This window comes from Halomonas sp. HK25 (assembly GCF_047795635.1).
In the GTDB taxonomy this organism is placed as follows: Bacteria; Pseudomonadota; Gammaproteobacteria; order Pseudomonadales; family Halomonadaceae; genus Halomonas.
The window spans coordinates 3,123,249-3,136,922 of sequence record NZ_CP181044.1; the positions used below are offsets into that span (position 1 = coordinate 3,123,249).

At 68.1% G+C, this 13,674-nt stretch carries 13 protein-coding genes; 3 read left to right on the forward strand and 10 right to left on the reverse strand.

Going from position 1 to position 13,674, the window contains the following annotated elements; all coding sequences use genetic code 11:
- Positions 1–9 precede the first annotated feature (9 nt).
- Genes ACM26W_RS14730 through ACM26W_RS14760 form a run of 7 tightly spaced genes read right to left on the reverse strand, consistent with a single transcriptional unit; the run spans position 10 to position 5,319 of the window.
- On the reverse strand, positions 10–690 hold the full coding sequence (locus tag ACM26W_RS14730; RefSeq protein WP_416137725.1) for a protein-L-isoaspartate(D-aspartate) O-methyltransferase: 681 nt from the start codon (positions 688–690) through the stop codon (positions 10–12).
- Entirely contained in the window at positions 677–1,423 is a 747-nt protein-coding gene (surE, locus tag ACM26W_RS14735) for a 5'/3'-nucleotidase SurE (protein WP_416137726.1), read from the reverse strand. The genes ACM26W_RS14730 and surE overlap by 14 nt, the downstream gene beginning before the upstream one ends.
- A gap of 11 nt (positions 1,424–1,434) precedes the next feature.
- On the reverse strand, positions 1,435–2,529 hold the full coding sequence (truD, locus tag ACM26W_RS14740) for a tRNA pseudouridine(13) synthase TruD (RefSeq protein WP_416137727.1): 1,095 nt from the start codon (positions 2,527–2,529) through the stop codon (positions 1,435–1,437).
- Positions 2,504–3,028, reverse strand: a complete 525-nt coding sequence (gene ispF, locus ACM26W_RS14745; protein ID WP_416140903.1) for a 2-C-methyl-D-erythritol 2,4-cyclodiphosphate synthase — start codon at positions 3,026–3,028, stop codon at positions 2,504–2,506. Before ispF ends, truD begins: the two co-directional genes overlap by 26 nt.
- Positions 3,028–3,789 carry a 2-C-methyl-D-erythritol 4-phosphate cytidylyltransferase gene (ispD, locus tag ACM26W_RS14750; protein ID WP_416137728.1) on the reverse strand — a complete coding sequence of 254 codons (762 nt, stop codon included), beginning with the start codon at positions 3,787–3,789 and terminating at the stop codon, positions 3,028–3,030. Before ispD ends, ispF begins: the two co-directional genes overlap by 1 nt.
- Positions 3,786–4,121 carry a cell division protein FtsB gene (ftsB, locus tag ACM26W_RS14755; protein WP_416137729.1) on the reverse strand — a complete coding sequence of 112 codons (336 nt, stop codon included), beginning with the start codon at positions 4,119–4,121 and terminating at the stop codon, positions 3,786–3,788. Before ftsB ends, ispD begins: the two co-directional genes overlap by 4 nt.
- A 58-nt stretch (positions 4,122–4,179) precedes the next feature.
- Entirely contained in the window at positions 4,180–5,319 is a 1,140-nt protein-coding gene (locus ACM26W_RS14760; RefSeq protein WP_416137730.1) for a GNAT family N-acetyltransferase, read from the reverse strand.
- 95 nt (positions 5,320–5,414) lie between these two features.
- Between ACM26W_RS14760 and ACM26W_RS14765 the strand changes: the two genes are divergently transcribed.
- From ACM26W_RS14765 to ACM26W_RS14775, 3 genes are all read left to right on the forward strand, one after another.
- Positions 5,415–6,812 (forward strand): coniferyl aldehyde dehydrogenase, encoded by a 1,398-nt coding sequence (locus tag ACM26W_RS14765; RefSeq protein ID WP_416137731.1) that lies wholly within the window; start codon positions 5,415–5,417, stop codon positions 6,810–6,812.
- Positions 6,813–6,833: 21 nt separating this feature from the next.
- Positions 6,834–8,711: a phosphogluconate dehydratase gene (gene edd / locus ACM26W_RS14770; RefSeq protein WP_416137732.1), complete on the forward strand. Its 1,878-nt coding sequence runs from the start codon at positions 6,834–6,836 to the stop codon at positions 8,709–8,711.
- Positions 8,712–8,817: 106 nt separating this feature from the next.
- A complete protein-coding gene (locus ACM26W_RS14775) occupies positions 8,818–9,693 on the forward strand; it encodes a D-hexose-6-phosphate mutarotase (RefSeq protein ID WP_416137733.1) in 876 nt (291 codons plus the stop codon).
- Positions 9,694–9,786: 93 nt separating this feature from the next.
- Here the strand turns inward: ACM26W_RS14775 and ACM26W_RS14780 are convergent, their stop codons facing one another.
- The 3 genes from ACM26W_RS14780 to ACM26W_RS14790 all read right to left on the reverse strand — a co-directional run bounded on the left by ACM26W_RS14780 (position 9,787) and on the right by ACM26W_RS14790 (position 13,600).
- Positions 9,787–12,978, reverse strand: coding sequence for a type I restriction endonuclease subunit R (locus tag ACM26W_RS14780; RefSeq protein WP_416140904.1), 3,192 nt, complete (start codon positions 12,976–12,978; stop codon positions 9,787–9,789).
- 71 nt (positions 12,979–13,049) lie between these two features.
- A complete protein-coding gene (locus ACM26W_RS14785) occupies positions 13,050–13,331 on the reverse strand; it encodes a type II toxin-antitoxin system RelE/ParE family toxin (RefSeq protein ID WP_416137734.1) in 282 nt (93 codons plus the stop codon).
- On the reverse strand, positions 13,328–13,600 hold the full coding sequence (locus ACM26W_RS14790) for a CopG family ribbon-helix-helix protein (protein WP_416137735.1): 273 nt from the start codon (positions 13,598–13,600) through the stop codon (positions 13,328–13,330). The genes ACM26W_RS14785 and ACM26W_RS14790 overlap by 4 nt, the downstream gene beginning before the upstream one ends.
- Positions 13,601–13,674: the final 74 nt, after the last annotated feature.

Here is a 13,674-nt window from a genome sequence, read left to right on the forward strand (position 1 = left end):
GAACTCCTTTCAACGAATGACGCCTTCCAGCAGCGGCACGAAGCGCACCGACTCCAGACGCTGTTGTTCATAGGTATCGCCCTGGCGTTGCACCCGGGTCAGCCACTGGCGCCCCCGGGCATCGGCCAGCGGCGTGATCAACACCCCGCCGTCGGCCAACTGGGCCAGCAGCGGGGCGGGCAGCTCACCAGCACAGGCGGTCAGCAGGATGACATCGAAGGGGGCTGCCTCTGGCCAGCCGTGGCCGCCATCGGCCAGGCGCAACCGCGCGGCATGTGCCCCGAGCAGGCGCAGACGCTCGGTGGCACGGCGGTGCAGAGCACTGATCCGCTCGATGGAGCAGAGTTCCGGCACCAGCCGCGCCAGGACCAGGGTCTGGTAGCCCGAGCCGGTCCCGATCTCCAGCACCCGGGTGGGCGCGGCCTCCAGCACCAGCTCGGTCATCCTGGCCACCATCCACGGCTGGGAGAGCGTCTGGCCGTGACCGATGGGTAGCGAGGTGTCCTCGTAGGCGCGATGGGCCAGCGCCTCGTCCAGGAACAGGTGGCGCGGCTCGGCGGCCATGGTGGCCAGCACGCGGGGCTCGCGGATGCCTTGATTGGCCAGCCTGGCCACCATGCGATCTCGGGTGCGCTGGGAGGTCATGCCCACTCCACGCACCAGCTCCGGCAGTCGCTCAGGTGAGTGCATCCAACCAGCCCTGTACGTCACTGATCGCTGCATGCCGGGTCAGATCGGTCTGCAGCGGAGTGATGGAAACGTAGCCCGCCTCGACGGCCGCGAAATCGGTATCGGCGCCGTCGTCGGCGTTCTCGCCGGCGGCGGCGATCCACCAACGCACCCGGCCGCGGGGGTCGCGCACCTCGAGGGGCCGGGTCGCCGGGCCGCGATAGCCCATTCGCGTGACCCGAAAGCCCTCGATCTCGTCCCAGGGCAGGTCCGGCACGTTGACGTTGAGCAGGCTGCGCGGCGGCAACGAGAGCTGGTCGGCGGCGCCCACCAGGCTTGCCGCCACCCTTCCTGCGGTGTCGAAGTGCCGCGAGCCGACCAGCGACATGGCGATGGCCGCCATGCCCAGGTTGCGCCCCTCCATGGCGGCGGCCACGGTGCCGGAGTAGAGCACATCGTCGCCCAGGTTGCCGCCGTGGTTGATACCCGAGATCACGAGGTCAGGCTTCTCGTCCCAGAGCCCGTTGACCCCCAGGTAGACGCAGTCCGCCGGGGTGCCGTCGACGCTGTAGAAGCCGTTGTCCATATCGGTCAGCGACAGCGGTCGGCTCAGGGTCAGGGAGTTGCTGGCCCCGCTCTTGTCGCGGTCCGGAGCCACCACGCGCAGCCGTGCGTGGGGCACCAGGGCGTCGTGCAGGGCGCGCAGGCCCGGGGCATGCACGCCGTCATCGTTGGAGAGCAGTAGTCGGCGCATGCCAGACTCCTTCACAGGGTGGGGTGGGCGATCAGCTCGCGCAGCACGGCGGTGGCAAAGGCGCCCCGCGGCAGGCTGAAGGCGAGCCACAGCTCATTCTCGCCGCGGGTCAGGCACGACTCGCCCAGCCGCAGGCGCAGGGGCCGCCGCGCCAGGCGCACGCCGGCACGCTCGAGCCCGGTGCACAGCGCCGGGTAACGGCTGGGCAGCTGCGCCTCCCGGGCCAGGGCCTCGGTTCCGGCAACCGAGTCGCCCACGCCCCACAGCACGCCGCTGGGGTGCAGGTCGAGCCGTGCCGTGCGCGCGTAGAGCTCGTCGTCCGGCGCCTCCACGCTGAACTGGCTCGCCGTGCCGTCGAGGATCGCCACCTCGCCGGGCAGCAGACGGTTCCAGCTGCAATCCTGAACCCGCCCGGCCAGCAGCTCGTTGAACAGGAAGCTGCGCGCCGCCGAGAGCAGCATGCCGTCGCGGTCGTCGCGCTTGCGCCAGCCGCGGGCCAGCAGCGAGCGGGCGCGCAGCAGGTTGCGCCCGTCGGGCCCGAAGCGCTGGGGGCCGAAATAGTTGGCCACGCCCTGCTCGATCAGCCGCGCCCAGCGCGCCTCCAAGGCGGGAGCCTCCACCGCCGCGCCGGTGAGGCGCAGCCGGAAGCGGTTGGCGCGATGCACGCCGCGCTTGAGCTTGCGCGGATGGCGCGCCTCGGCCAGCACGCTGACGCCGCACGCCGCCAGGGCATCGTTCAGGCCGGCAGGCGCCTCGCGCCCGGGCAACTGCACCGAGAGCCACTGACGGGTGACGGCGACGCGATCCTTCATGCCGGAGTAGCCGATGTCGCGGGGCGGGACCTCGCACAGCCGGGCCAGTTCGCGCACCGCCATGGCGGTGGTCAGGTCGCGCTTCTCGATATGCAGCCAGAGGTGCTCACCCTCTCCCTCAGGGGCGAAATCGAGCACCTCGGCCACCTGGAAGTCCTCGGGGGAGGCACGATACTCCCCTGCGGGCGGCAGGCCGAACTCGGCGTCGAGCACCCGCGGCCAGCTTGGCGGCCAGGCGATGGTATCCGGCTCGAGCCGGGAGGCGCCCTCACTCACCGGCGGCCTCACGCTCATCGACGCTCTCAGGCTCACCGACCAGCCCGGCCGGCAGCAGCAGCACCACCGCCTCGGCGGCGATACCCTCGCCGCGGCCGGTGAAGCCGAGCCGCTCGGTGGTGGTGGCCTTGACGTTGATCGCATCGCCCTCGACGCCGAGATCCTCGGCGATATTGGTGGCCATGGCGGCGATGTGTGGGGCCATCTTCGGCGCCTGGGCGATCAGGGTGGCGTCCAGGTTGCCGACCCGATAGCCGGCCTGGCGCACAAGGCCCACCACGTGGCGCAACAACCGTCGGCTGTCGGCGCCCTCCCAGGCCGGGTCGGTGTCGGGGAAGTGGCGGCCGATGTCGCCCAGGGCACAAGCGCCCAGCAGGGCGTCGCTGACCGCGTGGAGCAGCACGTCACCGTCGGAGTGAGCGACGAAGCCGTGGCCGAAGGGAACGGCGACGCCGCCGATCATCAGGTGGTCGCCCGCGCCGAAGCGGTGGACGTCGAAGCCGTGGCCAATGCGCATCATCTCTCCGTTTTGCCTGCGCCGACGCTCGCGGGCGCCGGCGCTGTCTCGACCGAGGCTGGCTCACTCAGGTGCTGGGCAGCCAGGATCTGGCCGGCCAGCGCCAGGTCCTCGGGATGGGTGATCTTGAGGTTGTCGCGACGCCCGCTCACCAGCCGAGGGGAGAACCCCAGGGCTTCCACCGCGGAGGCCTCGTCGGTGACCACCACGCCAGCACCGGCCGCCGTCGCCAGCGCCCGGCGCAGCAGGCGATAGCGGAAGCCCTGAGGGGTCAGCGCATGCCAGAGACCGGCGCGTGGCACGGTGGCCGCCACCCGTCCGGCACCGTCATCGCGCTTCATGGTATCGGCCACCGGCGCGGCAAGCAGCCCCCCCACCGGGTCGTCGGCCAGGGTGGCGTGCAGCCGCACCAGATCTGCCACAGTGACGCAGGGGCGGGCCACGTCGTGGACCAGCACCAGGTCGTCATCGGCCGCCTCGAAGGCGATGGCGTCCAGGGCGTGGGTGACGGAATCCACCCGCTCGGCGCCGCCCGGCACCCGCCGCCACTCGGGGAAGGGCACCCAGGCCGGATCGAAGCGGGCATCAAAGGGGTCCAGACAGAGGCAGAGCCGCGCCGCGGGAAAGGCCGCGTGCAGTCGCGCCAGGGTGTGAGCGAGCACCGGGCGGCCGGCGATCTCCAGATACTGCTTGGGGCGATCGGCCCCCATGCGCCGCCCCTGCCCGGCCGCGGGTACCACCAGCCAGGGCGCCGCGCTCATCGACCGGTCTCCAGGCTGACCGCCGGCGCCGGATTGACCACCGGCATCGCCTCCACGGCAACGCCGGGCACCCAGAAGAAGTACTCGTCGGCGCGCACCATGCCGATGTCGCTGCGCCCGCGCTCCTCGATGGCATCCAGGCCGGTCTTGAGGTCGAGCACCTCGGCGCCCAGACGGGCGTTGCGGGCGCGCAGCGGCTTGTTGGCTGCCTCGAGGGCCGTCACGCGCTCACGCACCTCGCCGAGGTCGCGGACGCCCCCCTCCCCCAGCCACAGGCGATACTGCAGCAGGGCGAGCAGGACCAGCAGCACGATGGCCAACCACTTGAGCATGAACAACATCCGTCGCGAAGGGAAAACGCAGGCATTATGCCACCATCGCGGGGCCCGCTCACGTCCTGAACGGCAGCGCCTGTTCGGCGGCCGCACAATAGCCGCGTACCTGCGCCCGCTCCTCGGCACAGAAACGCGCCACGGCGTCGCCCAGGCGAGGGTCGGCGATATGGTGCAGCGAAGTGAGCAGACGCGGCGCGAAGCCACGTGCCAGCTTGTGTTCGCCCTGGGTGCCGGGGTCGAAGACGGCCAGCCCGCGAGCCAGACAGTGCTCGATGCCCTGATAGTAGCAGGCCTCGAAGTGCAGGCAGTCGGCCATCACCTCGCAGCCCCAGTAGCGCCCGTAAAGGGTGCGCGCGCCCTGCAGGCAGAGCGCCGCGGCCACCGGCTTGCCGTCCAGCCGCGCCTGCACCAGCAGCAGGGTCTCCGGCAGGGTGGCGAGCAGGCGCCGGAAGAAATCCAGGTTGAGATAGCCGTGGCGGCCGCGCTCCAGGTAGGTGATCTCGTAGCAGCGAAAGAAGTGTGCAAGTGCCGCGGCATCGATCGCCGCCCCCTCCAGGCGATGCAGGGTCAGCCCCTGGTCGGCGACGATGCGCCGCTCACGGCGGATTGCCTTGCGCCGCTTCGAGGTCATGGCGGCCAGGAAACCGTCGAAGTCACCGTAGCCGGCATCACGCCACTGGAACTGCACCCCGTACCGGGCCAACAGGCGGGGGCAAGCCGCCTGCCAGGCGGCCACCTCGGCCTCTTCGGCGAACAGCAGGTGCCAGCTGGAGAGCCCGGTTGCCTCTCCCTCCCAGGCCGTCGCCAGCAATTTCCGGGCCGCCAGGGGATCGACACCTTCCGCCAGCGCCAACCGCGGCCCCGGCGCCGGCGTGTAGGGAATCGCCGTGAGCCCTTTGGGGTAGTAGCGCCCGCCGGCCCGCTCCCAGGCGTCGGCCCAGCTCCAGTCGAAGACGTACTCCCCGAAGGAGTGGTGTTTGTGGTAATGGGGCATCACCCCCACCAGCAACTCGCCCTGCCACAGGGTGAGGTGGCGCGGTACCCAGCCGGTGACCGGGCTGACCGAGCCGCTGGCCTCCAGGGCGTACAGGAACTCGTGGCGCAGGAAGGGATGGTCGTCGCCGACCAGGGCGTTCCAGTCCGCAGCCGGTACCGCCTCGATGGCGGGCAGTTCTCGCAGCACAAGCTGGGTCATGACGGCTCCGGCAGCTGACAAGTCATTGGCATTAGGCCTACATTGTGCCGAGTGCCGACGCCCCCTTCCATCCTCATCGACACACGGAGATGTGAATGACCGATGTCCGCGAGCTGCAGGAACAGTTCGATGCCCAGCGTCGCGCCTTCGCGGCCGAGCCCTTCCCCAGCCTGGCCACCCGCCGCGACCGCCTTGCCCGGCTGGCGACCCTGACCCGCCGCCACCGCGACGAGATCGCCCGGGCTATCAGCCAGGACTTCGGCCATCGTGCCGAGGCCGAGAGCCGCCTGGCGGAGGTCACCACGGTGCTCCAGGCGGTGCGCCATGCCCGGCGCCACCTCAAGCGATGGATGCGTCCGAGGCGCGCGGCGGTGCCCTGGCGTCTGCAGCCGGGGCGGGCCAGGGTCCATCGCCAGCCGCTGGGCGTGGTGGGCATCATCGCCCCCTCCAACTACCCCTGGAACCTCGCCTGGCTGCCGGCGGTGGACGCCCTGGCCGCCGGCAACCGGGTGATGATCAAGCCCAGCGAGCATACACCCGCCACCAGCGAGCTGATGGCACGACTCGCCGAGCGCTACTTCAGTGCCGAGGAGCTCTGCGTGGTGCTGGGCGGGGTGGAGACGGCCCGGGACGTCTCCGCGCTGCCCTTCGACCATCTGCTGTTCACCGGCAGTGCGCGGGTGGGCCGGGAGGTGGCCCGGGCGGCCGCCGCCAATCTGACCCCCATCACCCTGGAGCTGGGCGGCAAGACACCGGCCATCATCGGCCATGATGCCGACCTGGCGCGTGCCGCCGAGCGCATCGCCTTCGGCAAGTGGCTCAATGCCGGCCAGACCTGCATCGCCGCCGACCATGTGCTGATAGAGGCCTCACGACTCGGCGCCTTCATCGAGGCGATGCGCAAGACAGTGGGCAACTTTTACCCCGAGGGCACCGCCAGCGAGGACTACAGCGCCGTGCTGGGCGACCGCCAGCGCGAGCGGCTCGAGACGATGCTCGAGGAGGCCCGCGATCACGGCTGCCGGGTGATCGCCCTAGGCGAGCGAGTCGAGCTGCCGGGCGGCGCGGCCAAGCTGCCGCCGACCCTGGTGATCGACCCGAACGAGGGGCTGACCCTGATGCAGGAGGAGATCTTCGGGCCCTGGCTGCCGATCCTCGGGGTGCGCGACCTGGACGCCGCCATCGACCACGTCAACGCCGGGCCGCGGCCGCTGGCGCTCTACGCCTTTACCGACGACGCCCGACTGCGCCGGCAGATCCTCGAGACGACCCACTCCGGCGGCGTGGTCTTCAACGACACCCTGTGGCACAACGCCGTCCCCGCCCTGCCCTTCGGCGGCGTGGGAGAGAGCGGGATGGGGGCCTACCAGGGCGAGGCCGGCTTCCTGCGCTTCAGCCTGGAGCGCAGCGTCTTCACCCAGGCACGACGCAACGCCGTCTCGCTGCTCAACCCGCCCTATCGCCGCTGGCTGATGAGGCTGCTGGGCCTGTAACCCACCCGACCGGAGCCCCCCATGACCCCCTCTCTCAACGCCACCGTCGCCGACGTCACCCGCCGCATCCGCAAGCGTTCCCGAGAGCGACGCGCCCTCTACGAGGCGCGCATGGCGGACCAGCACCGGCGCGGCGTGCATCGCGGCGAGCTCTCCTGCGGCAACCTGGCCCACGGCTTCGCCGCCTGCGGCGCCGAGGACAAGGGCCGGCTCAAGCTGATGAACAGCGCCAACTTAGGGATAATTTCCGCCTACAACGACATGCTCTCGGCGCACCAGCCGCTGGAGGACTACCCGGCGATCATCAAGGAGGCCACGCGAGCCATGGGCTCCACCGCCCAGTTCGCCGGCGGCGTGCCGGCCATGTGCGACGGCGTCACCCAGGGACAGCCGGGCATGGAACTGTCGCTCTTCTCCCGCGAGGTGATCGCCATGGCCACCGCCGTGGCGCTCTCCCACAACATGTTCGATGCCGCCCTCTACCTCGGCGTGTGCGACAAGATCGTCCCGGGCCTGTTCATCGCCGCGGCGCGCTTCGGCCACCTGCCGGCGCTGTTCGTGCCCGCCGGCCCCATGGAGAGCGGCCTGCCCAACAAGGAGAAGGCGCGCATCCGCCAGCTCTACGCCGAGGGCAAGGTGGGGCGTGACGAGTTGCTGGAGGCGGAGTCGGCCTCCTACCACAGCCCAGGCACCTGCACCTTCTACGGCACCGCCAACTCCAACCAGCTGATGATGGAGATCATGGGCCTGCACCTGCCCGGCGCCTCATTCGTCAACCCGGGCACCCCGCTGCGCGAGGCCCTGACCCGCTTCGCCGCCGAGCAGGCGATCCGCAACACCGAGGCCGGCGGCGACTACCGCCCCTTCTACCGGCAGGTCGACGAGCGCGCCATCGTCAACGCCATGGTCGGCCTGCTCGCCTCCGGCGGCTCCACCAACCACACCCTGCACCTGGTGGCCATGGCCGCGGCGGCGGGACTGACCATCACCTGGGACGACTTCACCGCGCTCTCCGCGGTGGTGCCGAGCCTGACCCGCATCTACCCCAACGGCCAGGCCGACGTGAACCACTTCCAGGCCGCCGGCGGCATGAGCCTGCTGATTCGCGAGCTGGTCGCTGCCGGCCTGATTCATGGCGACATCCCCACGGTGTTCGGCACCGACCTGACCGCCTACACCCGGGAGCCCTTCCTGGAGGATGGCAAGCTGGTGTGGCGGGAAGGGCCCACCGAGAGCCTCGACGACGATGTGCTGCGCGTCGTGGCCCGCCCGTTTGCCGCCACCGGCGGCCTGACCGTGCTGGACGGCAACCTGGGCCGCGGCGTGATCAAGGTCTCGGCGGTCGCCGAGGAGCACCGCCTGGTGGAGGCCCCGGCGCGGATCTTCGAGGACCAGAACGCGCTCAAGGCGGCCTTCGAGGCCGGCGAACTGGATCGCGACGTGGTGGTGGTGGTGCGCTACCAGGGTCCCAAGGCCAACGGCATGCCCGAGCTGCACAAGCTGACGCCCTATCTCGGCGTGCTGCAGGACCGCGGCTTCAAGGTGGCGTTGGTCACCGACGGGCGCATGTCCGGCGCCTCCGGCAAGGTACCCGCGGCCATCCATATGACCCCCGAGGCCCTCGACGGCGGCCCCCTGGCAAAACTGCGCAATGGCGATATCCTGCGCCTGGACGCCAACGCCGGAACCCTCGAGGTCAAGGTCTCCCCCCGCGACTTGGCAGAGCGCGAGGTGAACGAACCGCACCTGGCCTCCCATCACGTGGGGCTAGGCCGCGAACTGTTCGGCGGCATGCGACACCTGGCCATGGGCGCCGAAGCGGGCGCCGGCGTGTTCGGCGGCTTCGAGGCCGACGACCTGGCCCGCCAGGCCGGCCAGATACACGACGAGGACGCCTGAGCCAAAGCCTGTCGGTAATTCCGCCCCGGGCGACAGCCGGCTGGCATGCTAGGCTGTGCCGCCACTGCAACGCCATGTCGACAAAGCCATCAGCCCGGAGGCCAATATGATTCCCGCTTCGCTCAGAACCCTGCTCGACGAGACCCGCGGCCAGCGCAGCGCCCAGTGGGCCGGCCGCGAGGTGTGGCTGGCCAACGAGGCCTGGGGAGAGCTGGCGGTGTCGCTCCAGGGTGCCCAGGTACTGCATTTCCGCCCTGCGGACGATGACGGCGAGGGCTGGCTGTGGGTGACGCCAACGCCCCAGGATCTGCCCGGAGCCATCCGCGGCGGCATACCGCTGTGCTGGCCCTGGTTCGCCGATGACCACTTCGCCGACGAATCCCCGGACCGCAGCGGCCCCTTCCATGGCCCGGCGCGCACGGCCGAGTGGCGCCTGGACGCCGTGGACGAACATGAGGAGGGGGTGGAGCTGCACCTCTCGCCAGAGAAACGCCTGCATACCCAGCTCGCGCCGCGCCTGGTCATCCAGGCCAACGCCCAGCGCCTGCATGTGGAGCTGATCACCGAGCATACCGGCGAGACCCCGATAAAGATCAGCGGCGCCCTGCACAGCTACCTCGCCGTGGACGACGCCTTCGCCTGCCGCCTCGAGGGACTGGCCGGCGCCCGCTACCTGGACAAGCTGGCCGGTTTCGCCGAACGCGAGCAGCAAGGGGAGCTGGGCGTGCGCGGGGAGCTCGATCGCATCTATCACAGCAATGCCGAGCTCACCCTCGACGACGGCGCAAGGCGCCTGCGCATCGCCCGCCAAGGCAGCGATTCCGCCGTGGTCTGGCACCCGGGTGGCGAGCTGCCGGCCGATACGCCGACGGATGCCGGGAGCCACTTCCTTTGCGTCGAGTCGGCCAATACCCGCCTCGACCCGGTGTGGCGGGTGCCGGGCGCCCAGCACCTGCTCGGCACCACGCTGTCTCGGGGGTGAGGTAGTTACTTCACTCAACTTCCACCCAACCCAGCGTCATGGTTGGGTGGAAGTTGCCGGCATCGGTAAGGGTCGGCACGGGATGACCGGCTTCTAGCGACTCCAGTGGTTCGAGAGCACCTCCGCCTGCTGCATGATCAGCTCCACGGCCTCCGCTGCCTTGTCGGGCGGGTACTTGTAGCGCTGCAGCGTTCGCCTCACCAGGATGCGCAGCTTGGCCCGCACGCTCTCGCGCACCTGCCAGTCCACCGTGGTGGAGGCCCTGAGCTTCCGGGTGATCTCGATGGCGATCGCCTTGAGGGTGTCGTCACCCAGCTCGCGGACGGCACTTTCGTTGTTGGCCAGGGCGTCGTAGAAGGCCACCTCGTCCGGGTTCAGGCCCAGCGCTTCATCTCGCTCCATCTCGGCCTGGAACTGCTTGGCCATACTGATCAGCTCCTCGATCACCTGGGCGGTTTCGATGCCCCGATTGTTGTATTTGCGCAGCGTCTCCTGCAGGCGGTCAGCGTATTTCTTCTCCTGCACCACGTTATGGCGGGTCCTGGCCTTGATGTCATCCTTGAGCAACTTCTCCAGCAGCTCCACGGCGAAGTTCTTGTAGGGCATCTGCCGAACGTCTTCCAGGAACTCGTCGGAGAGCAGACCGATATTGGGCTTGTCCAGGCCGCACAGGGCGAAGACATCGGTCACGCCCTCGGCAACCAGGGCATTGTCCAGGATCTGCTTGAGGGCGGTGTTCTTCTCCTCCTCGGTCAGTTTCCTGTCAACGCTGGTGAACTTGGTGATGGCGGTCTTCACCTGTGACAGAAACGCCACCTCCTTCTGCAGCGCCTGGGCCTCGTCCAGGGTGGCGCACAGGGAGAAGGCCTTGTTCATGGCCAGCACGGTATCCAGGAAGCGCTTCTTGCCGTCTTCCAGGCTGAGGACGTAGTTGGCGGTGGGCACCAACAGCTTGTGGGGGTCGGTTTCGAAACCCGTTCCCTGATGGCAACGGTAGTCGAAGCCATTGCCCCTGGGGCCGGGGGCGAACATGCCGCGGATGATGTCCAGCTTCTCCAGCAGAATGGCATAGGCCTCTTGCGCGCTGTGGGTAGGCGACCCCTTGCCCTTGGCGTCGGTGTAGGTCTTCAGGGCCTGCTTGAGCTCGTTGGCGATGCCGATGTAATCCACCACCAGCCCACCGGGCTTGTCCTTGAACACGCGGTTGACCCGGGCGATGGCCTGCATGAGGTTGTGGCCCTTCATGGGCTTGTCCACGTACATGGTGTGACAGCAGGGGGCGTCGAAGCCGGTCAGCCACATGTCCCGCACGATCACCAGCTTGAGTGGGTCGCGCTCATCCTTGAAGCGCTTCTCGAAGCGCTTCTTGGTCGACTTGTTGTAGATGTGTGGCTGCAGCAGCGCCCGGTCGGAGGCGGAGCCGGTCATCACCACCTTGATGGCGCCCTTCTCCGGGTCGGCGGGCTCACCCAATGGCGCGCCGTGCCACGCCGGGCGCAGGGCGACGATCTCGTTGTAGAGATGAACCGCGATCTCCCGGCTCATGGCCACGATCATCGCCTTGCCGTCGATGGCGCCGGTGCGGGTGTCGAAGTGATCGACCAGGTCCTCCGCCACCTGCTTCAGGCGCGGGCCGGCGCCCACCAGCTTCTCCAGCCGGCTCCACTCGCCCTTGGTCTTCTCGCGGCTGCCAAGGTCCTCGTCGTCCTCGACCACCTCCTCCACCTGGTCGGAGAGCGCCTCGATCTCGTCGTGGTTGATGTCCAGCTTGGCCAGGCGGGATTCGTAGAAGATCGGCACCGTCGCACCATCGTCCACGGCGTCCTGGATGTCGTAGATCGATACGTAATCGCCGAACACGGCGCGGGTGTCCTTGTCCTCGCTCTCGATGGGGGTGCCGGTGAAGCCGATGAATGCGGCGTTGGGCAGGGCATCGCGCATGTGGCGGGCGTAGCCGAACTTGTAGCTGCCATCCTTCTTGAGGGTGGCCTTCAGGCCGTACTGGCTGCGGTGGGCCTCGTCGGAGATCACCACGATGTTGTGGCGGTCGTTCAGCACCGGGTGGCCGGCTTCATCGTTGAGCAGGGCGAACTTCTGCACCGTAGTGAAGATGATGCCGCCGGATTCTCGTTCGGCCAGCAGGCGGCGCAGGGTATCGCGATCATCGGCCTGCACCGGCTCCTGCTTGAGCAGCTCCCGGGCCATGCTGAAGGTGGCGAACAGCTGGCCATCGAGATCGTTGCGGTCGGTCACCACGATCAGGGTGGGATTGTTCATCTCCGGCTGCTGCAGCAGCTTGCCGGCATAGCAGCACATGGAGATGCTCTTGCCGGAGCCCTGGGTATGCCACACCACCCCGGCCTTCTTGCTGCCAGGCTGGACCTCGTCGCCGTAGGTGGCGCGCCTCTCCCTGGCCCGGTGGTCCTGCTCCGGTGCCTGGGCGGCGATCACGGTGGCCTTCACCGCCTCGCGCACGGCGTGGAACTGGTGGTAGCCGGCAATCTTCTTGATCAGCCTGTCGGCATCCGATTCGAAGATCACGAAGTAGCGGAGGTAATCCAGCAACAGCTCCCGGTCGAAGAAGCCGCGCACCATGGTCTCCAGCTGCCACTCCAGCAGGGGCTTGTCGTCTTCGTGCCTGAGGGTGCGCCAGGGCATATAGCGCTCCTGGCTGGCGGTAAGCGAGCCGACGCGGGCCACATAGCCATCGCTGATGACGGCCGCTTCGTTGTAGGCGAACAGGTCGGGTATCTCGTCCTTGTAGGTCTGCACCTGGTGGTAGGCATCCCAGATGTTCACGTTCTCGGCGCCGGGGCTCTTCAGCTCCAGTACGGCCAGCGGCAGGCCGTTGATAAAGCAGACGATATCCGGCCGGCGCAACTGTTTGGCGCCCTCGATGGTGAACTGGTTGATAGCGCGGAAGCGGTTGGCGTTGAGATCGCCGAAGTCCACCAGGAAGGCCTGGTCGTGAACCACCCTGTCGTCGCGCTTGTACTCCACCGGCACACCGTCCAGCAGCAGGCGGTGGAAGGCCCGGTTGCTGATCGCCACGTCCAGGCTTTCCGGCTTGCGCACCACGGCCAGGGCCTGTTCCACGGCGCTCTGGGGCAGGTGTGGGTTGATGCGCGCAATGGCCATCTCGAGGTCAGCCAGCAACAACACCTGCCGGTAATCGGCCCGTTCCGGGGCCTCGCCATCTGGCGCGAGATCCGGCCCGTGGGAGACCTCCCAGCCGCCCTCGGCGAACCACTGCAGGCACTGCTGTTCCAGCTGGCCCTCACTGATCATGGCCTGGCTCCTCCGTGATATAGTTGAGCAACCGAGTCAACTCATCCAACCTCAATGGACGCCGGGAGCTATCGTTCACCCTCAAGACCATGCCATATCCGGAGAATAATGATGGCACTGGCATGAACTGAATATCGAACGACGTATTTTCCGAAAACCATGTCTCGAACAGAGTCAGGCACCGGTGCCATTTCAACTGGCGTGCCCATTTCGGGGAAGTCTGGAAGTAATTCGATTTTGCCAACCAGTTCGGTGGCAATCCTGGCTGCCGCCGACGGGTTATGCACCGCAACGAATTCCCTGAGGCGTTTCAGGTCATCAATGGCTTCGTCCGTGTAGACCAGTTTCACTTACCTGACCTCGGTGCCTCATGCTCGTTTTCGGTTCCCCAGCTGTTAAGCCAGCTGTGAACCTCGCTGGCATCCACAATCTTGCCTTGGGCAGCAGACTCCATTGCCTCTAGCGTTTGCTTCCACCGCTCTTGCTCAAGCTGCTGCTTTTCTATGTATTCCGACAATGCCTGGTTGATTACCCAGCCTTTGCTTCGGTGCAGCCTGCTGGCGATTGCCTCCAGATGCTGTTCAACTTCTGCTTGAAGGCGAACTGTGGTGACGCTCATGACGATACCCTCGAATTTGGCGACTACAACGTATTACAGCATAGTCTGCGAGGGGCGGCAAAGAATTCAACAGG